Source organism: Oribacterium sp. C9 (assembly GCF_002007235.1).
In the GTDB taxonomy this organism is placed as follows: Bacteria; Bacillota; Clostridia; order Lachnospirales; family Lachnospiraceae; genus Oribacterium.
In genome coordinates this window covers 37,168-55,518 of record NZ_MUHW01000003.1, presented here as the reverse complement: position 1 = coordinate 55,518, position 18,351 = coordinate 37,168, and the positions used below count along the sequence as shown (strand labels likewise).

Here is an 18,351-nt window from a genome sequence, read left to right as displayed (position 1 = left end):
GAATGCTCAGGTATCTATCTTTGAAGGCATCATCATATATCAATTAATGGTGGATTATCTTATTGTCATTTGCTATTATATAGAGGCTGACAATAAGATGATTCATCTTTTTATAAGGGGTTGTGGCGGAATTGGCAGACGCGCAGGATTTAGGTTCCTGTGTCCATGACGTGAGGGTTCAAGTCCCTTCGACCCCATAATTCAAAAGAACGGCTAAATACCTTATTTCCTTAGAAAATACTAGGTATTTAGCCGTTTTGTTTTGCCTATGTTACTCTACCAAAAGAGAGTATTTTATACGGTTTTAGAAAAAAATTACGCCAAGAATTACGCCAAGATTACGCCAGAGGTTTCACTGCTCAGTCAAACATGTTTCCCATGCGCTTCGCAAACTCTTCTCGATGCTTTTCAGCTTCACGTTTCTGAGCATAGTCATATACCTTCTTCATGACAGAACTGCCTTTTGTCCATCCGCCCATCTGTTCCACATATACGTCACCCATGGATTCCCTTGCAGTAGAAGCAAAGAACCTCCGGAAGAAGTGCAGCTTAAATCTCGGTACGCCTAACTTATCCTGAGTCTTGTGCAGATAGTTTAGTATGGTGTCGGGATTACCGTTAAATATACGCCCTTCGGGAAGAGCACGTATCAGATCGGCGACGTAAGGCGTGATAGTGACTTCTCTGGTGGAAGCTGTTGTCTTTGTAGTCTTTAGCACCATGTTATGGTTGCCGTCCGGAACAAGCGCCTTATTCACCGTAATTATGTTATCTCTCAGATCAGTGGTCTCAAGAGCAAGGACCTCGGAACGGCGGAGACCAAATACGGCAAGCCATAAAGGTATCTCGTAGCGCGTGCCTTTTGATGCTTCCAGGATCTTTTTCACATCTTCTTTTTCGGGAACGTAAAATAACTCAACTTTCTTCTGGGGCAGAGTGACGTTATTGTTCCACTCGGGATTTACAGACTTTATCACGGATGAGATAAAACCGCTCAGATTTCGAACGGATTTAGGGCTGGAGCGACTCGAAACATCATTAAGCAACAATTGTACCCTTTTGCGGTCAATAGCCTTTAAACGGGCATTTCTGAATTCGTGAGGAAGATTTTTTAACATGGACCTGTATCCCCGGATAGTGGCAGGAGATAAGATAGAGTCCTTTGATTTGATATAGTCGTTTGCGACAGCCTCGAATGAATCCGGAGGCATGGAAGCGTCAGTGGATTCTATAAGCTCCCACATGAGCCTGTCGGCTTCTGATTTAGTCGGCTTATGGTCTAGGGTGAGACTATAGCGCTCACCCTTATACATCTTTTCTATGCGGTAAGAACTACCGCGCTTTCTGATAGTTGACATGACGATATCCTTTCTAAAATTCCGAATGTGCAGCAGATGTCTGAATTAATAGAGTAAAACCCGATGTTTTAGAAAAAATTAATGGATGAAAGAATAAGATGTAATAAAATGTATTACATACGGAGGATTGTGCTATGACTATTACATTAACGCTCAGCGACGAAGATACATCATTAATAAAAAACTATGCTTCGCTCCACAACATAAGCATATCTGAGCTGTTCCACCAGGCTGTCATGGAGAAGATAGAGGATGAGCATGACCTGCAGTGCTATGAAAGAGCTATGCAGTCACGCAAGTCCGATCCTACAACCTATACTCTGGGTGAAGTTGAAAAGGAGCTTGGGCTCTGTTAGGGTAATATAGGAGTGGATTGAGACTAGGTTGGGAGAAATTCGCAGATAAAAAAATAAGGAGCGAAACTTCCCTTGTGGGACGAATCACTCCGTACAAAAGCAAAAATGCTTTTCAATTGTGCTTTAACATTACACTCTGGAAGATAAAATGTCAACCAATTTATCAATGAAGTGATACGTCCCCGTTAATTTATCATTTTTTAAAAAATAAGATCTGTTGCGGCATACACGCGTTTTTAAGAATTCGGTCAATTCAGAATACCGTGTTGATTTTAGAGATTTTCCAACAATGCTATCATACACATATAATAATGTTGTGAAATTATATGCAAATTTGTAATTTAAGTTATTCCTTTTTGAAGCTTTTGAAATACCTCTATTATCAGGTATGAAAGCCACAATTGTTGAATCAATTTGCTTTGAAGGATCAATGCGGGTTGTAATATTGTTAAGAATGCAATTGCTATGTGCGGCAGCATTTCGCAGATCTCTAACAACATTCATGTATTTGTTTTCGACAATACGGATTCCAGTAGTTTGGGCATAGTAATCGCAAAAGAAAATCAAATCTCCGAAAGATATTAATTCTAAAAATACCCATACCGGGAAATTGGGATAATACTTTTTTATTAAGTCTTTACAATATTCTCCGGACTTATGTGTTTGAATACGGCTAAGTATCTTCATATTATTTGGATTAAACGAGAGAAAGTTATTCACAATACTATAACCATCTTCGTTAGGGTCAGAAGATACATGATTCAAAAGTACAACCTTAATGGAGTGCTCTATATCCAAACACATCTCAATAATTAAATATCTGAGATGCATGTCCAAGGTAGACAGTTCTTTGAGATAAGCAAAATCCAGATTAGAGTATTGTCCCTTTTTCTTTCCTTCTGATCGTTTATAAAAATTTTTTCTATAAGAGCTTAACTTCATATAATAGTTATTATTCCGGAGAAATTCTTTTGCATCATCCTCGGAAACACCACACGAAAAAGTTATCCCCTTCTTTTTCATGTGCTCGATTTGCTCATCTATAGTTAATTTAGGTTTTAATATTGTATTGCCCAATGGCTTCGCCTCCTTTGCTCATGCGCTTTGGATCCTATTTTCATTAGCTCCTTTCAATTCAGCTATTGCAGAATTTGCAACAACTGAATTTTTGCCTGATCATATTCGCCCCCCAAATATCTTCTTTTAGTTCTTTTTATGTGCTCTGCTTTCTATTTTCTGGACGCTCTTTTCGTCACCTCCTTCAAAATCTCTGTTATCAATATGTTTCAATGCGTGTTTGTATGCACGCATGCGGTCATCATCGTTGAGGCTCTCATCGATATAGATCGTGTAGCCATCGGTACAGGGCACCACCATTTCATTGATGCCGTCCGGCAAGGATGTAAAGTATACATAAGCATTTTCAAAACTAGCCATTCAAACACGTCTCCTTATATTGTTCATCCCGTACCCTCGGAGAGATCCGGGGGATTTTTATGTCCAGACATTTAAAATGTCCTATCGCGGCAGCAGGTATCAGTCATCAGCCGTCCGGATTAGTTTCTTTAAATCTTCTGAGCATTTCAGCCGCCATCTTTAGATCTTCAGGCTTTGCATCACGTGCGGCGTCAAACAGTATGCGAAGATCCTTATTCTCAAATATTTCCTGTGCGGCCTTGGCAGTTTCTTCGTTGACATAATAAGCATTGCAATCATCTACTGGAGACTCAACTCCATATCTAATGAAATCAGCGGTAGTTCCCAGAGCTTCCGCTATTTTTTGCATTTTTTCGTCTTTAGGGACATAGCGCCCTGATTTCCAATCTGAAAATGTAGATTTTCCAATCCCTGTTTTTTTTACTACATCTGAGTCCTTAAACCCTAAAGAATCTCTGATTTCACAATATCTTTCGTAAGCGTTCATAACAATTCCTTCCCCACGTTTATAAAAAAGTTCGGCATTGTGAACTTTAAGTGTTGACAAGTACTGTTATCCGTCTTAATATAAAATCAAGGTTCGGGTTTCAGTACTCTATAATGACTTTTAGCAATAACATTATAACGGAAATCCGAACCATACACAATAAGAATCAGAAGGAGGAAAAATGTACGAGAAGTATGTACAGCTGAGGGAAACTCAAAAACTGACTGATTACAAAGTGGCTCAAGACACAGGAATACCGAAGTCGACGTTCAGTGAATGGAAGAATGGAAAGTACAAGCCCAAAGCCGACAAGCTTATGAAGCTTGCAGAGTACTTCGGCGTCTCTATCGAGTTCTTCCTAAAAGATTAATTGTCAACGTTCAGAGATGATGTATCAGTGAAGCATTGGCACCGGAAAGGATGCCGGGAAGGAAGTGAATATGGAAGCAACAGTTAGCTATGAGAAGTATGCAGATATTCGTGATCGGCACGGAGTGAGGGATATTCAGGTTGCAAGAGATACGGGCATTGCCAAGTCGTGCATCTCCGGCTGGAAGCATGGAAGCACCCACCCAAAGATGGATAAGCTTTTGAAACTCGCAATTTATTTCGGATGCAAAATCGAAGACTTCCTAAAGGATTAAGAAACACCGAGCAGCAGGAGAATGTAAAAATATCGCTTGACAAAAAAATGGCAATGATAGTCTGAAGGTGTGAACAGAAAGGACTAAATCATGATGAACTATGAAGAATTCAAAAAGACATTGCTGAGAGATCTCAGGGATATCGACTACCAGAGCAAAGGGCTCAATGTCCTGATCGGGAATCCCGGAACGGGTTCAGGCTACCCTCGCCTTATTCCGTGAGATACATCAATGACGGGATAAAACTGAAACGGAGACGCCTTGCGAAAGCCAGATTTTGGCCGGATCAGTGCGTGCATCATGCACTGGACGGAGTGATGGAAAGGATCATGACGAAAGGAATGGACTACTATTGCTGTGGCTCAGTTAAAGGAAGAGGACCTGCCCGGGCAAAGAAAGGGATAGAACGCTACATAAAGAAGCATCCGGAGAAATCTAAGTATGTATTCAAAATGGATGTCCGGAAATACTACGATTCCATATGCCATGAAAAGATGATGGAGATCCTTGAAAGAAAGATAAAAGATAGGGAAGTGCTCTGGCTTTACCACACTATCCTTGACAGCTATGACGCGATAGATCCGGAAGTATCCACCGAGAAGCATGAGGTATTCCGGAAAGGCTATGGCATTCCGATAGGCATAGACCCGTCACGCTGGCTCTGCAATCTCTATCTTGAAGAGGTTGACCATGATATACGGAAGATGCTCGGGAAAGACTACTTCTGTACAAGGTATATAGACGATATCGTGGTGATAGGTCCTAATAAGAGGAAGCTCAGCAGGTTAAAGAAATTCCTTGATAAACGTCTTCTGGAACTGAAGCTGCATATAAAGAGCAACTGGCAGATATTCAGACTGGATAAACGTCCTATTGATTTTCTTGGATTCAAATTCTATAAGGACGCGCATACGGAGATGCGGAAGACCATCATGAAGCGCATTAAGCGTAAGATCAGGAAGCTCATCCGGGCACCGGAGATATCGGTAAGGAATGCATCAAGCATGATCTCTTATACGGGATGGATAAAGAGATCGGATTCTCATTTCTTCACAAAGAAGTACCTGACAGGCAAATTAAGCATCAAAAAATTAAGGAGGATAATTAGCAATGAAGGAAAAATACTCAGTAAGACCCGAGGCAACATGGCTCGAAGCGCTTAACGAGAAGCCCGGAGCAGAGTGCACGCTCCACTTTTGTGAGAACATCACGACAGTGGATGAGGATGACGGAGAAGGAAACGTCATAACCTTATTCGAAGCAGACCACTACACCGTTAAGACCCGTTACCGTGAAGGACTTCTTGATCTTGTGAAAGCCAATAGAAGCGAATGGCTTGAAAAGGCAATGGAGAATGAGGGAAGCGAAGACCCAAAGACCATGAAGACACGTATCAAGGAACTGGAAACTCTCATAAAAGAACAGGACAGCGTCATCACAGACCTACTCCTGGGCGCACTGGAATAAGGAGGAAGGGATATGTTTAAAAGACTAAAGAAGCTCTATGACGAGGGAAGGCTTTCCAAGAACGGACTCAAGAATGCAGTAAAGAAGCATTGGCTTACAGAGGATGAATACAAGCTGATCTCCGGAGAGGACTACCCCGGTGAGGAATGATGAATGACAATTTCACATGCCGGCACAGGCGGGGAGACGGGAGATGCGACAGAAACGCGTGCAGATGCAAGAAAGACTGCAGTCTTAAATATGCATGCCAGAACTGTACGCATAGCATCATCCCGTATTCCCAGGAGCCGTGCGAGAGCTGCTGGTTCAAAAGCAAAGAGACAACTAGACAATATATCCTGAGTGAAGAGTTCAAACAGAAGAAGGGAAGAGTATGAGCTTAAAAGAGATCTGGGAATTAATAACACGAGTGGATTATGGCGGAGGTTTTATGTTAGTTGCGTTAATCATAATCACATCCTTGATAGAGGTGAGTCCTATAAAGATAAATCCATGGACCGCGCTTGGCCGATGGATGAGCCGAATCATAGGTGTTCCGGAAATTAAAACAGAACTGTCGAAAATGCAAGCGAAGATAGGTGAGCTCGATGTAAAGATCGATACACTGAAAGAAGACGAAAAAAACAGAAGAGAGCTAAGCGATGCCCTGGATGCACGAAGGCGGATACTTAGAGCGAGCTACGAGATATCTCACGGCGCAGATTACGACGGGGAGATGATAAGCAACGCAATGGATGACGTTACAAGCTACGACAACTACTGCAAACTTCATCCGTTGTTCGTGAACTCAAAAGCGGTGATGGCAGAGTCTACAGTAAAAGACGCTTACCGCAGGTACAACAGGCAGAGAAATTTCACAGGAGGTAATGAATCATGAATGAAGTTATCCAGAATGTAATGGAGTATTTAACGACAGCCCTTATCGTGGTGGGCGTGCTGGCGTTTGTGACAAGCGTCATAGTCCAGAGCATCAAAGAGATGCCGGGGCTTAAAGATGTCCCAACAGAGCTCATCGCTCTCGTGATCGCAGAACTTGTCACGATAGTAGCGACGCTTGCCGGGTGCAATTATTTTAAGATCTTAATCCTCTGGTACTACGTAGTTGCGGCAGTAATCGCCGGCTTTTTCGTATACATGATAGCGACAGGCGGATGGGAAAAGCTGAGAAACATCTGGGAACGTACTAAATACAGCAAGTGAAAGGAGGTGATCCTTTATCTCGCAGTCCTGGCGTTATAGGATGAACTATAAATCTTGTGTGATAGCCCTGTGTCCGTGTGGACATGGGGCTTTTGAGTATAAAAAAGGAGCTGAATATGACTGATTCGTATGAAAGAAGATATGTGTGGGATTTCTTTACGGCGGCAGGACTTACAAAAGAAGGCACAGCCGGATTAATGGGAAATCTTTACGCAGAGAGCGGAGTGGGTTCAAAAGTGCTGGAAAGGCTCTGCAGGAAGAGGTACAGCGAGATAGGAATCATCTATACGGACAGCACTTATACAAATGCTGTAAATGATGGCTCAATCACCAGAGACGAGTTTATTAAGCCTATGGGGAGACACTATGGCTATGGACTCGCTCAGTGGACATCGACCGGAAGAAAGGCAGGACTTTACGATTATACAGTTGGCAGAGGTAAATCCATCGGGGATTTACAGTCTCAGTGCGAGTATCTTTTAAACGAGCTTAAGACATCCTTCAGAGTAATATATGAGATTTTAAGCAACACAAAGAACATATACACGGCATCAGACAGAGTTCTGATGGACTTCGAAGCTCCGGATAACGCGGGGAGTTACAAAGAGCTCCGAAGAAGATACAGCGAGGAGTTTTATAAACTATACGGAGGTACAAAGATGGTAATTATTGGATCAGCAAGGATTGATGAGAATGGACATGCATCTGGAGGAAAAGCCGGGGACCAGACCGGTAACGAAGTATGCATCCAGGAGTACTACACCCATAAAAAAGGATGGAGAGTCATCAGAGCAAAGGATGCAGCAGTACGCGAAGCTATCGCTCAGAATATGGAATGGGCCTGTGCAAATGACTACATAGGTTATAATCAGGCAAAGAATAAGAGCTTGTACAATGTAGCTCAGTATGTAGGATTTAACTGTTCGCTCGTTGTCACTCCATGTGATACGGATTGCGCAAGGCTCGTCAGAGTGTGCGTACTTTATGCCGGTATAAGGGTAAGCGACTTTTACACAGTAGACGAGGCTGATGCACTTATTGCAACAGGAGCATTCGAGGAGGTGTTTATTCCGCTTCCATCCGGACTACTCCGCGGCGATATCCTGGTAACACCGACAAAGGGACACACAGTGGTATCGCTCACAAACGGAGACGGAACCACCGGAAAAGAGACCGGTACCGCAGCAGGCACAACTCCAGATCAGAAACCGGCAGCAGGCAAGTACACAGTAGGCTGGCACAAGGACGGCAACGGATGGTGGCATGCTGACACTGTAAACACATACCTGAAGAAGACCTGGAAGGTGATCAATCACCACTGGTATTATTTCGACGAGGAAGGTTATATGCTGATAGGTTGGCAGACAATCGACGGCAAGAAGTATTATCTCCAGGAGTCGGAAGACAACAATCTTCAGGGCGCATGCTGGAAGTCTGACGGATCCGGAGCACAGTCGGCGTGGTATGTAGAGTGAGAACATGATATAAGCAGAAGAGAGGAACCGCATGAGGCTGTGAGCTATGCGGCCATTTAGACTTTGGGCGTAGGAGAAATCCTGCGCCTATTTTTTATTTTAGATCATCGTAATCTGCTGTATTCTGAAGTTCCTAAACAATCAACCGTTGAGTAGTCGACCGACAGAAATTATGAATTACCTATTGCAAAGATTATGCGGCAGTGATAAATTATATAGCTAAATTCACAAAAAATAGTTCAAAATATCATTATCATGCTACAATATAGTTAAGTATAAGAGGAGGTGGTTTTTGTGATTCATAATGCATTAGATATTGCAAAATATATCATTAACAAATGCACGTTGGATGAAATGCCTATCTCTGACTTACAGCTCCAGAAGATATTGTATTTTATCCAAGTTAATTTTATCCGACAGTTTAATTCACCGGCTTTTAATAACAAAATGATAGCTAAGCAATACGGGCCAGTTGTTTCCGATGTATATGCGGAGTATAAGATATACGGAGCAATGCCGATTTGCCTTTTATATGATGATGTGGCAGAGTTCACTTCCGAAGAGAAAACAGTTGCAGATTGGGTTATAGAAAGATGCAGGTCCTTGAACCCATGGGAGCTTGTTGCAAAAAGTCATGTACCAGACGGACCATGGTCGAAAACAAAACTGGAATCAGAAATTGAAATGAGTCTGGTTCGCGATTATGCTATAAATGGGATTGGATAATTATGGATTCAAGTGTAGACAATGTAATATATTCAAATAGCAAAAAAGAGGGGGCGAGCAAGTCTCCTCTTTTTGATTCAAATGAGATGGCGCAAATAGATGCTGGCAAGGATGGAAAATTAATCCGGATATTAAATTCAATTTCTAACAGCGAAGATATATCCCAAGATCTAAATAATATCATGATAAGCCTTAAAGACATATACGGAGGAAAATACAGGCATTCCTATTATTCGATCTCTTTAAGATTGTATATGATGGACGAAAAGCAATTATATAACCTGACCACAGGCATGAATCTTATAAGAGAAAAAATCAATAAAAATGATACAGATACATATGCAGGGGTTAGAAAACTATACGATCATATACAATTAGAAATTGTACGAATCTGCGAAAATAACGATAGAAAAAAAGAGTTAAATAAGATAAGCGAACGCAGTATCAATACACTAAAAAAAGAAGCAAGAATTTTCGATAACCATATAAAAGAATCTACAAATAATATCTATACACAGATTATTGGAATATTAGGTATATTCGCAGCAATAGTAATCGTATTCTTCGGCGGAGCAAGTGTATTTTCAAACGTTTTTGCAAATTTGGATAAAATAAAATGGCTTGCAGTAATGCCGGTAATATGCGCTGTTGGATTTATAATGTTCAATTTGATATTCATGTTTCTGTTTATAGTTAGCCGGATGATTGACAAAGATATAGGAGCAAAGCTACCTGACGAATATCAAAATAAGGACTTTATAAGCAAGTTTACAAGGAGATACCCATATATAGTTTTCTTCAACGTTATAATCTTTTTGGTATTTATTATCACAGTGGCTTAAAATAAAAAGTCTCTCTGATAAGGATGATCGGGTATTCCGGTATTTCGGAAAGACTAAGGACTTTGGCTTCACGCAGTAGAAACGGAAAGGCTGTATTCTACTTTTATTACATCATTATATTTTGCAAAATTACGCCAAAAATTACGCCAAAAGCAAACCAATCTGCTTAAATGCGTGCTTTTATAACGCAATTTTGAGGGTTCAAGTCCCTTCGACCCCATACAGAAAAGAGAAGGTTCCTGATTTAACTGAAATCAGGAACCTTCTCTTTTTTATTTTCTTACGGTTTTAGTGAAATCACCCTGTAAAAATTGTATAATTAAAGTTAAATAAACGTCGACGTAATTATTGTATTATACCTAAAAACATCAAACACCAAGTGACTGATTGTTTATAAAAGGAGATCAGCCATGTTAAAACCATTCGTCAAAAACAGGAAACTGATTCTTTTTTATTTAGTTCTTACCATGTGTATTACTGCGACTTTTTCAGCCTTAGGTAATACGGATACTTCCTTCAGTGAAAGCGGAACGGTAAACCTTCACTTATCCGTAGATCCTGCCGGCATCAATCAGGAATTCTCCGCAGTTCTCTATAACAACACTAACGGTCTCCCCACATCAGAGGCCAATACCATAGCAGAGACAAGCGAAGGCTTTATCTGGATCGGAAGCTACAGTGGACTGATACGATATGACGGCAACACTTTTGTTCGTTTCGACTCTACAACAGGTATATCCAGCGTCATCAGTCTGTTTGTAGACAGCAAGGAACGTCTTTGGGCAGGCACCAACGATGCCGGTCTGGCCATGCTGGATCACGATGAGATACATAAGTGGGGTGAAAAAGAAGGCCTCAAATATCTCAGGATCATGTCGATCTCCGAGGATGCTCAGGGCAATGTTTATGCATCTACAGATTCCGGCATAGCCATGGTAGGAGAGGATCTGACTCTTCATTATGTGGATGATAAACGTATAGCAGACAGTTCAGTCGAGAAAATAAGACAAGGCTCTGACGGCACAGTTTACGGTGCAACAAGTACGAGCGATATTTTTACATTAAAAAACGGTCAGATCACGAATTTCATAGATCATGAAACCAGCGGATTTGAAGGTATCACATATGTTCTTCCTGATGAGGCAAATCCAGGTTATGTATATCTGGGAACCGAAGGATCTATTGTATATTACGGCGAATTAAACAGCATCGCAAAGAAAAGGTCGGTCTATGACATATCGCCTCTGTCAGGAACCGCAAGTATGGAGCATATCCAAGGCCAGCTCTGGCTATGTACCGAAAACGGCATCGGAGTCATCGATCACGGCAGATTCACACAAATAAAAAATCTCCCCCTCAGTAATTCTGTAGAGAACATGATCACAGACTACTCCGGTAATTTGTGGTTCACATCCTCCAGACAGGGAGTCATGAAGATCGTTCCCAATCAGTTCACCGATCTGTTTGAACCTTATGACCTTCCTCATGCAGTAGTAAACACCACCTGCTTCTACGGAGATCAGCTGTTTGTAGGTTCGGACACTGGACTAATCGTTATGGACAATAACGGTCCTATATCGTCGCTGCCTCTAAAAAAAGCGGTGACAGCCTCAGGGAATGTCTTTCAAGCAACGGATCTTATTGAGTATCTCAACGGAATACGTATTCGCTCTATCATTCGCGACAGTAAAGGAAGACTGTGGATATCCACCTGGTGCAGCGACGGACTTCTTCGTTATGACGCCGGAGAGCTGATGGCCTTTACAGAAAAGGACGGGCTCATGTCAGGTCGGATAAGGACTGCCTGCGAGACAAAGGACGGCTCTATACTGGTAGTTAACACAGGTGGCATCAGTGTTATAAGAGACGACAGGGTAACTGAAACCTATGACAAATCCTCAGGTATAAGCATTTCCGAAAACCTCTCTGTTGTCCAGGGCTTCAACGATGAGATACTGCTTGGCTCCAATGGAGCGGGAATATTTGTCCTGAATAACGGCAAAACAAAGCACATAACCACTCAGGACGGGCTCAGTTCCGGAATAGTTATGCGCATAAAGCGAGACGATAAAAGGAAGCTTTACTGGATGGTCACCAGCAACTCTATAGAGTACATGACCGAGGACTATGAAGTACATACCATAAAGAACTTCCCGTATTCCAATAACTATGATCTTTATGAAAACAAAAACGGGGATATGTGGATACTGTCAAGTAACGGTATATATGTTGTTCCTGTGGATGAACTCGTTAAAAACGAAAGCATAAATCCGGTATATTACGGTCTGGACAGCGGTCTTCCATCCATCACCACTGCCAACTCCTACAGTGAACTGACTGAAAAAGGAGAGCTGTATATAGCATCTTCAGAGTGTGTTGTTAAGGTAAACATCGACACTCCTTTTGAAAATGTTTCCGAGCTGAAAGCAGCGGTTCCTTTCATTGATGCCGACGGTGTCAGACTGTATCCGGAAAAGAACGGTTCCTTCATACTTCCTGCGGATACCCACAAGATCACAGTTAACAGCTTCGTGTACAATTACTCTCTGATCAACCCTCAGGTCACCTACCAGCTGGACGGATTCGATATCGTAGGAAAGACTGTTGAAAGGAGTAATCTCGTTCCGGTGGACTACACGAACCTCCGAGGAGGAACCTATAACTTCATCATGCACATAAAGGATTCCATGGGCAGAGGCGATAAGGAAGTATCCATTTCGATAACCAAGAAAAAAGCCTATTACGAGGAGCCATGGTTCTATATCCTTTTCGCAGTAGTCGTTTTTACGCTTCTGGCACTTATGGTCAGACTGTACATACGCAGCAAGATGAGGGCACTGGAAAAGAAAAATCAGGAAACCATGACTCTCGTTGAAGAAATAACTGAAGCATTTGCGAAGGTTATCGATATGAAGGACCGGTACACAAACGGTCATTCATCAAGAGTAGCGCATTACACCTCGATGCTTGCAAAGGAACTTGGATATGATGATGAAACAGTGAAAAAATATTACCGCATAGCTCTGCTTCATGACATAGGAAAGATCGGTGTTCCCTCAACGGTACTCAACAAATCCGGGAAGTTAACCGATGAAGAGTTCGAGATAATCCAGTCTCATACCACAAAGGGCTATGAAGCTCTGAAAGACATCAGTATCATGCCGGAGCTTTCCATCGGAGCCCAGGCTCATCACGAAAGACCCGACGGAAAGGGTTATCCAAATCATCTCAAGGGTACGGAGATACCCAGAGTAGCTCAGATCATAGCAGTAGCTGACTGCTTTGACGCCATGTACTCTAACCGTCCATACAGAAACCGTATGAATTTTGAAAAAGTAGTCTCTATAATAAAGGACGTTTCAGGAACGCAGCTTACGAGTGATGTAGTGGATGCCTTTTTGAGACTTGTGGAAAAGGGTGAATTCAAGGATCCTGAAGACGACGGCGGCGGAAGCACGGAAGATATAGTCAACATCAAAAAATAAGTTCCATGACATAAAGCTATATTATTTTTAATTAGGAGAACAACAGACAGAATGAGGACGAATTCACACTTAAACATTAAAAAGAAAAATAATGATCATCCACTATTATTCTCAGTAATCAGAGATAGTATCAAACACGTGGATGTCTTCCCGAAAGGTACGAATATGAGCTTCTCCGGAAAGTTTCTCCGAACAGTTATAATCATATCTCTGCTTACAGCAGCAGTACCCGGACATATGTATGCATATTCCATAGCCGGAGAAGGTGTGACGCCTAGATATACCAGCAAAGCTTCCTCTGCCCCGGAATTTCCCACAGGTTCCTCTGCCGGTTCAATCGGCGTAGAGGCATCTGATCTCACTCTTCAACAGATAGAGGATTCTAAGGGAGCATGGGCATGGATCGATCAGGATAATGATGGCGTGGCAGAAAGATATTATCTTATAAGACCAAATGTATACATCACAAACGGAATAACACCCGACGGACGAACTGTCAACGAATATGGACAGTGGACTGTGGACGGAATGATCATGCACCGCATGGCTTACGATCAGAATGCAGTTCAGGCAGCCATACAAAGAGCAGCAGTTCTCCACGGAAACAGCTTCGATGGAATCTACTCCGGGATCATCGATACAACAGAGAAAAAAGTCACGGGTAAACGTGCGACGAAAACCGGGATGAAAGAAGTGATACAGACTGTTCCAACGAAGAAATACCTTACAGTAACGGTCGCTCAAAAGTCAGTGACAGAGCTTAGCGTCACTGTGAGTGACAACGAAGGAGCTACAACCACAGATTATGAATATGAAGGGCTCAATACTCTCCACAATGGTGTCACTATGTGGAAACCCAAAAAAGGAAAAACCGGCGATCATCTGCTGTTTTACGGATATAACTCAATAGTTTATTACAACTATGACGGCACTCTCGCCGGACAGCTTATGAAAATAAGCTGAGAAAGGGGGGCTCATGAGAGCATTAACCATTTTCATCGATGAGCAATGGCTGGCCGCCGTATCAGAAAAGGATATGAGCGTCCCCTGCAGCATCATCGCAGAAGACATGACAGATCAGCTTCCTGTGGAAGTGCAGTATCTGGGCGTCACAAAGACCACTTTTGTCTACGACGAAAATGAGATTGACGAAGAAAAGCTGGTTTACTACCTCCGGAAGGTTCTGGAAAATCGATTTGAAATGAGCTACGAGGTTCAGGAGGCAATCGTAAATTACCGGATAAGCATCCTGTCGGATACGGATGACGAAGAGCTTTCCGATGCCAATGTTTCAGTCGGGCATCCATCATCCGAGGCGGTAGACATTGACAGTACAGGTATAGAGGAGGCATTCAGCAGAGGCCCCGGAAAAGCAGCCGGAGATGAGGGGCATGGTAAAACAGGCACTGTTTCTGAAAATCATCAAAGGAAGGATAGTGAAAAGCCGGCAAGAAAGCGTATGAGAACAGCTCCCGATATATCCACAAAGGATTCTGAGGATGAATCGAATGAAGATATAGATATAGTTACCATAGGAGAGGAGGGAGGAACTTCCTCGGGAAAGCATCAAAAAAAGAACAGGGAGCAGGAAACAGGTAAAAAGAAGGGCGAGAAAAAGCTGGGGCAGAATCCTATTTCCTTCGGTGGAAAGAAGGATGAAAAGGATGATGTAGCTCCCGCATTCCAGCGAATAAAGGAACTGAAAGGCAGCGACAGTCTCATTCATTTATGTGAAAGGCTGAGAAAGATCGCACCTGTGCTGCAAACGGAGGAATTTGTGGATGTACTTGAAGACAGGGCGTTTCTTTTCTCGGCAGAACAGGATATCGGGATCAACGCCAGAGTATCAATGTTCTTTGATTTCATGAGAGATTCTGATCTTCTTCCTTCTGAGTTCGGAGGCTGTGAGATACAGCTTGCCTGCGGCAGATCATTGGGGCTACCAACCTCCATGGCGAAGCAGTTCATAGCCCAGACAGAAGCGAGCATGTTCTGTATCGACATCAGCTCATGGGTCGGTCAGATCGATGATCCGGAGTTCAGGGATTTCCTGCTTTTCCTCTACGGACAAAAGGATATGTACAGATATGTATTCAGGATTCCTTATGTGGAAAAAAAGGTCCTTAATCAGGTGGCTGATGTCATAGGTGATATTTTCACTGTTGAGGTAGTGACACTGCCGCCCCTTAACCAGGCACTTCTCGAAGAAACAGCGGTGTCACAGCTTAAGCGCTATGGTTACAGCATATCGCCGGAGGCGTTGGAGCTTTTCAGGAAAAGAATCGCTGAAGAAAAATCCGACGGACGTTTTTATGGTATGAACACCATAAGCAAGGTAGTAAAGGAGATGGTACTGAAAAAGCTTGAAAAGAGCATCGGCGAACAGGGTGAGTCAGCAGAACCCGCGAAAAGTGATACTGTTAAGCCAGAAAAGGGGGCCCTAACGTCCCTTGATGCTGCAGAATCACAAAATGAGGAAAAACTTCAGCTACAGGAAATCACTGATTCAGATCTGGAAAGCCTTATTTCCAACAGACACCATGACCATACAGCTCCCGAGAACGAGCTATCGGATATGATAGGAGTTAAGGAAGTGAGAGAGCAGCTGGATGCCCTCATACAGGAAATGACAGCTGAAGGAAAACCAAGATGCCTCAGATTCGTAGGAAATCCGGGAACGGGAAGAACAGTCATCGCGAGGATACTGGGTGAGATCCTGAGAGAAAAGGGTATACTCAAAAAAGGAGATATCATTGAACACAGCATGAAGGATCTCATGGGAACGGTTCCGGGTGAGACAGTCCCTAAGACTCTGAGTATATGCAGAGACGCAACGGATTCTGTTCTGTTCATTGATGAGCCTTATCCTGAGATAAAAGAGATAGTTCCGGATCAGGATGAAATGGGTAAGGATTTCGACGACTATGACGCACCGGAGGATTACAAACAGAAGCCTGACTATGATTTTCATAAGGAAGCATTGGAAACACTCATCTCTGAGATGCAGGCAAATGAGAACATACTGGTGATCCTGTCCCTGACCAGAGAGGAACTTGAAAAGGTCCGTAAGGATGCGCCGGATATCGACAAGTTCATGCCCGGAGAGATAGAGTTCAAGGATTTCAGCAGAAAGGAGCTGGGAGAGATTTTCCTTCGCATGGCAAGGCGGAATAGATTCCATCTGGACGAAGGTCTCAGGCAGGAGATAATGAACTATTTTGAACAGCTTCCTGAAAATGTAACCAAGTCCGGTAAATTCACCAATGCCAGATACGTGAGAAATCTTTTTGACAGAACCTGGTCAAAGACGCTGCTTCGCGCTGAGATAGACCAGAATGACGGAAGAGAGATAAATCTTCAGGATTTCAGGCTGGCAGCCGCAGAGAGTGCCGAACTTCTGAATAAAAAGGAGCCAAGAAAATACCCATTGGGATTCAGGCTGGAGTCCGCGGATTAGAAGCAGCCGATCAAATCATTTCACAGTCTTATCTTCGGATAATTCGTCTGTTTTCCCCAGTGATCCGTTAATGCGCCGGAGCTTCTTTTGAAGCACTGGATCAATCAGTGTTTCTTTGGAACTGAAAAGTGTCTGAGAATGTGCTATAATTCTCAGACACATATTAAAACAAAGGACATATTATGGCAGAGAAAGATTTAAAAAAACTTATTGAAAAGGCTCTGGATATGCGTAATTCATCCTATGCGCCTTATTCACACTATAGAGTAGGAGCAGCTCTGGAAGCTGCAAGCGGACAGATCTTCACCGGCTGCAACGTGGAAAACTCAAGCTATGGTGCAGCCAACTGTGCCGAGAGAACCGCTTTTTTCAAGGCTGTCAGTGAAGGAGTCCATGATTTCAGACGGATAGTCATCACCGGAGGAGCTGACGACGGGGAACTTCAGTATGCTTCACCCTGCGGTATATGCCGTCAGGTCATGAGGGAATTCTGTGATCCTGCCACTTTTGAGATCATACTCGCAAAGAGCACAGAGGATTACAAGACCTATACGCTTGAACAGCTTCTTCCGGAAAGCTTCGGCCCTGAAAATCTATTATGAAAGTGTTGCGCTGCGGAAGTTGCGAAGCAACGAAGCAATCCTCACTTTCACACATCACACCATTTAACACCTAAAAACTTATTAACTGATATTAAATTTGGAGGGAAATATTATGTCAACACCACACAACAGAGCAGAGCTTGGAGACATTGCCAAAACAGTCCTTATGCCGGGAGACCCTCTCCGTGCGAAGTACATCGCCGAGACCTATCTCGAGAACCCTGTATGCTTCAATACAGTCAGAAACATGTTCGGATACACAGGAACATATAAGGGCAAGAAGGTTTCAGTCATGGGAGGCGGAATGGGTATCCCATCCATAGGCATCTATTCCTATGAGCTTTTCCACTTCTATGATGTCGATAACATCATCCGTATCGGTTCAGCCGGAGGCTTGCAGGAGGATGTCAATGTCAACGATGTTATCATCGGCATGGGCGCCTGCACAGATTCAAACTATGCAGCACAGTTTGAGCTTCCCGGTACATTTGCACCTATCGCAGATTACAGCCTTCTTTCAAAGGCAGTGGAAGCCGCTGATAGGTTAGGAGTCAATGTCCGCGTCGGAAACATTGTCTCATCAGATGTATTCTATGATGGACGCAAGGAAAGAAACGAGAAGTGGAGAGACATGGGCTGTCTCGCGTGTGAGATGGAGGGAGCAGGCCTCTACATGAATGCTGCAGCCGCTCACAAGCATGCCCTTTGTATCCTTACTATTTCAGACCATCTTTTCAAGGAGGGTGAACTTACACCTGAAGAACGTGAAAAGAGTTTCAATGACATGATGCGCATTGCGCTGGAGCTTGCATGAT

At 43.0% G+C, this 18,351-nt stretch carries 22 protein-coding genes and 1 tRNA gene; 19 read left to right on the top strand and 4 right to left on the bottom strand.

The features are described 5' to 3' along the window. The first annotated feature begins 116 nt into the window (after positions 1–116). Positions 117–197: transfer RNA gene (locus BXO88_RS03005), tRNA-Leu, on the top strand. Between the two features lie 162 nt (positions 198–359). Here BXO88_RS03005 and BXO88_RS03000 read toward each other — a convergent pair. Further along, on the bottom strand, positions 360–1,358 hold the full coding sequence (locus tag BXO88_RS03000; RefSeq protein ID WP_078036294.1) for a site-specific integrase: 999 nt from the start codon (positions 1,356–1,358) through the stop codon (positions 360–362). 134 nt (positions 1,359–1,492) lie between these two features. Here BXO88_RS03000 and relB point away from each other — a divergent pair, with 134 nt between their 5' ends. After that, positions 1,493–1,714, top strand: a complete 222-nt coding sequence (gene relB, locus BXO88_RS02995; protein ID WP_078036293.1) for a type II toxin-antitoxin system RelB family antitoxin — start codon at positions 1,493–1,495, stop codon at positions 1,712–1,714. Between the two features lie 129 nt (positions 1,715–1,843). On the opposite strand, the gene BXO88_RS02990 is transcribed toward relB, so the two are convergent. The 3 genes from BXO88_RS02990 to BXO88_RS02980 form a co-directional block, all read right to left on the bottom strand. After that, positions 1,844–2,791, bottom strand: coding sequence for an Abi family protein (locus BXO88_RS02990; protein WP_242945138.1), 948 nt, complete (start codon positions 2,789–2,791; stop codon positions 1,844–1,846). A 126-nt stretch (positions 2,792–2,917) separates the two neighbouring features. Then, positions 2,918–3,151, bottom strand: coding sequence for a hypothetical protein (locus BXO88_RS02985; RefSeq protein WP_078036292.1), 234 nt, complete (start codon positions 3,149–3,151; stop codon positions 2,918–2,920). A gap of 106 nt (positions 3,152–3,257) precedes the next feature. After that, the gene (locus BXO88_RS02980; RefSeq protein WP_330395063.1) at positions 3,258–3,698 is read right to left on the bottom strand and encodes a helix-turn-helix domain-containing protein; all 441 of its coding nucleotides are present in this window, start codon (positions 3,696–3,698) and stop codon (positions 3,258–3,260) included. Between the two features lie 121 nt (positions 3,699–3,819). On the opposite strand from BXO88_RS02980, the gene BXO88_RS02975 reads away from it, so the two are divergent. The 17 genes from BXO88_RS02975 (at position 3,820) to deoD (ending at position 18,350) form a co-directional block, all read left to right on the top strand. Further along, positions 3,820–4,008 (top strand): helix-turn-helix domain-containing protein, encoded by a 189-nt coding sequence (locus tag BXO88_RS02975; RefSeq protein WP_078036290.1) that lies wholly within the window; start codon positions 3,820–3,822, stop codon positions 4,006–4,008. 70 nt (positions 4,009–4,078) lie between these two features. Then, positions 4,079–4,282, top strand: a complete 204-nt coding sequence (locus tag BXO88_RS02970; RefSeq protein WP_078036289.1) for a helix-turn-helix domain-containing protein — start codon at positions 4,079–4,081, stop codon at positions 4,280–4,282. Between the two features lie 90 nt (positions 4,283–4,372). After that, positions 4,373–4,504, top strand: coding sequence for a hypothetical protein (locus BXO88_RS16930; protein WP_256363636.1), 132 nt, complete (start codon positions 4,373–4,375; stop codon positions 4,502–4,504). Positions 4,505–4,611: 107 nt separating this feature from the next. Further along, positions 4,612–5,445 (top strand): reverse transcriptase domain-containing protein, encoded by an 834-nt coding sequence (locus tag BXO88_RS02965; RefSeq protein WP_168171601.1) that lies wholly within the window; start codon positions 4,612–4,614, stop codon positions 5,443–5,445. After that, positions 5,393–5,749, top strand: a complete 357-nt coding sequence (locus BXO88_RS02960; RefSeq protein WP_078036287.1) for a hypothetical protein — start codon at positions 5,393–5,395, stop codon at positions 5,747–5,749. Before BXO88_RS02965 ends, BXO88_RS02960 begins: the two co-directional genes overlap by 53 nt. Positions 5,750–5,761: 12 nt before the next feature. Beyond that, complete coding sequence (locus BXO88_RS02955) at positions 5,762–5,899, top strand: XkdX family protein (RefSeq protein ID WP_078036286.1); 138 nt, start codon at positions 5,762–5,764, stop codon at positions 5,897–5,899. 3 nt (positions 5,900–5,902) lie between these two features. Beyond that, on the top strand, positions 5,903–6,091 hold the full coding sequence (locus BXO88_RS02950) for a hypothetical protein (RefSeq protein ID WP_078036285.1): 189 nt from the start codon (positions 5,903–5,905) through the stop codon (positions 6,089–6,091). A 31-nt stretch (positions 6,092–6,122) separates the two neighbouring features. Further along, complete coding sequence (locus BXO88_RS02945; RefSeq protein ID WP_078036284.1) at positions 6,123–6,626, top strand: hypothetical protein; 504 nt, start codon at positions 6,123–6,125, stop codon at positions 6,624–6,626. Beyond that, the gene (locus BXO88_RS02940) at positions 6,623–6,949 is read left to right on the top strand and encodes a ribonuclease (protein WP_078036252.1); all 327 of its coding nucleotides are present in this window, start codon (positions 6,623–6,625) and stop codon (positions 6,947–6,949) included. Before BXO88_RS02945 ends, BXO88_RS02940 begins: the two co-directional genes overlap by 4 nt. Positions 6,950–7,065: 116 nt before the next feature. Continuing rightward, a complete protein-coding gene (locus tag BXO88_RS02935; RefSeq protein WP_078036283.1) occupies positions 7,066–8,424 on the top strand; it encodes a phage tail tip lysozyme in 1,359 nt (452 codons plus the stop codon). 294 nt (positions 8,425–8,718) lie between these two features. Next, on the top strand, positions 8,719–9,150 hold the full coding sequence (locus tag BXO88_RS02930; protein WP_078036282.1) for a Panacea domain-containing protein: 432 nt from the start codon (positions 8,719–8,721) through the stop codon (positions 9,148–9,150). A 2-nt stretch (positions 9,151–9,152) separates the two neighbouring features. Next, positions 9,153–9,992: a hypothetical protein gene (locus BXO88_RS02925; RefSeq protein ID WP_078036281.1), complete on the top strand. Its 840-nt coding sequence runs from the start codon at positions 9,153–9,155 to the stop codon at positions 9,990–9,992. A gap of 410 nt (positions 9,993–10,402) precedes the next feature. Beyond that, a complete protein-coding gene (locus tag BXO88_RS02920) occupies positions 10,403–13,477 on the top strand; it encodes an HD domain-containing phosphohydrolase (RefSeq protein ID WP_078036280.1) in 3,075 nt (1,024 codons plus the stop codon). A gap of 51 nt (positions 13,478–13,528) precedes the next feature. Next, positions 13,529–14,440 (top strand): hypothetical protein, encoded by a 912-nt coding sequence (locus tag BXO88_RS02915; RefSeq protein ID WP_139355488.1) that lies wholly within the window; start codon positions 13,529–13,531, stop codon positions 14,438–14,440. 13 nt (positions 14,441–14,453) lie between these two features. Next, complete coding sequence (locus BXO88_RS02910) at positions 14,454–16,934, top strand: AAA family ATPase (RefSeq protein ID WP_078036278.1); 2,481 nt, start codon at positions 14,454–14,456, stop codon at positions 16,932–16,934. 182 nt (positions 16,935–17,116) lie between these two features. After that, positions 17,117–17,536, top strand: coding sequence for a cytidine deaminase (cdd, locus tag BXO88_RS02905; protein ID WP_078036277.1), 420 nt, complete (start codon positions 17,117–17,119; stop codon positions 17,534–17,536). A gap of 112 nt (positions 17,537–17,648) precedes the next feature. Beyond that, complete coding sequence (deoD, locus tag BXO88_RS02900; RefSeq protein ID WP_078036276.1) at positions 17,649–18,350, top strand: purine-nucleoside phosphorylase; 702 nt, start codon at positions 17,649–17,651, stop codon at positions 18,348–18,350. The last annotated feature ends 1 nt before the right edge of the window (position 18,351 follow it).

Bases quoted from the DNA above. Each gene is read 5' to 3' on its own strand.
- deoD (WP_078036276.1), top strand. From the start codon at position 17,649: ATGTCAACACCACACAACAGAGCAGAGCTTGGAGACATTGCCAAAACA.
- BXO88_RS02975 (WP_078036290.1), top strand. From the start codon at position 3,820: ATGTACGAGAAGTATGTACAGCTGAGGGAAACTCAAAAACTGACTGAT.
- BXO88_RS02985 (WP_078036292.1), bottom strand. From the start codon at position 3,151: ATGGCTAGTTTTGAAAATGCTTATGTATACTTTACATCCTTGCCGGAC.
- BXO88_RS02925 (WP_078036281.1), top strand. From the start codon at position 9,153: ATGGATTCAAGTGTAGACAATGTAATATATTCAAATAGCAAAAAAGAG.
- BXO88_RS02955 (WP_078036286.1), top strand. From the start codon at position 5,762: ATGTTTAAAAGACTAAAGAAGCTCTATGACGAGGGAAGGCTTTCCAAG.
- relB (WP_078036293.1), top strand. From the start codon at position 1,493: ATGACTATTACATTAACGCTCAGCGACGAAGATACATCATTAATAAAA.
- BXO88_RS02940 (WP_078036252.1), top strand. From the start codon at position 6,623: ATGAATGAAGTTATCCAGAATGTAATGGAGTATTTAACGACAGCCCTT.
- BXO88_RS02915 (WP_139355488.1), top strand. From the start codon at position 13,529: ATGAGGACGAATTCACACTTAAACATTAAAAAGAAAAATAATGATCAT.
- BXO88_RS02945 (WP_078036284.1), top strand. From the start codon at position 6,123: ATGAGCTTAAAAGAGATCTGGGAATTAATAACACGAGTGGATTATGGC.
- BXO88_RS02960 (WP_078036287.1), top strand. From the start codon at position 5,393: ATGAAGGAAAAATACTCAGTAAGACCCGAGGCAACATGGCTCGAAGCG.
- BXO88_RS02920 (WP_078036280.1), top strand. From the start codon at position 10,403: ATGTTAAAACCATTCGTCAAAAACAGGAAACTGATTCTTTTTTATTTA.
- BXO88_RS02910 (WP_078036278.1), top strand. From the start codon at position 14,454: ATGAGAGCATTAACCATTTTCATCGATGAGCAATGGCTGGCCGCCGTA.
- BXO88_RS16930 (WP_256363636.1), top strand. From the start codon at position 4,373: ATGATGAACTATGAAGAATTCAAAAAGACATTGCTGAGAGATCTCAGG.
- BXO88_RS02965 (WP_168171601.1), top strand. From the start codon at position 4,612: ATGACGAAAGGAATGGACTACTATTGCTGTGGCTCAGTTAAAGGAAGA.
- BXO88_RS02970 (WP_078036289.1), top strand. From the start codon at position 4,079: ATGGAAGCAACAGTTAGCTATGAGAAGTATGCAGATATTCGTGATCGG.
- BXO88_RS03000 (WP_078036294.1), bottom strand. From the start codon at position 1,358: ATGTCAACTATCAGAAAGCGCGGTAGTTCTTACCGCATAGAAAAGATG.
- BXO88_RS02935 (WP_078036283.1), top strand. From the start codon at position 7,066: ATGACTGATTCGTATGAAAGAAGATATGTGTGGGATTTCTTTACGGCG.
- cdd (WP_078036277.1), top strand. From the start codon at position 17,117: ATGGCAGAGAAAGATTTAAAAAAACTTATTGAAAAGGCTCTGGATATG.
- BXO88_RS02950 (WP_078036285.1), top strand. From the start codon at position 5,903: ATGACAATTTCACATGCCGGCACAGGCGGGGAGACGGGAGATGCGACA.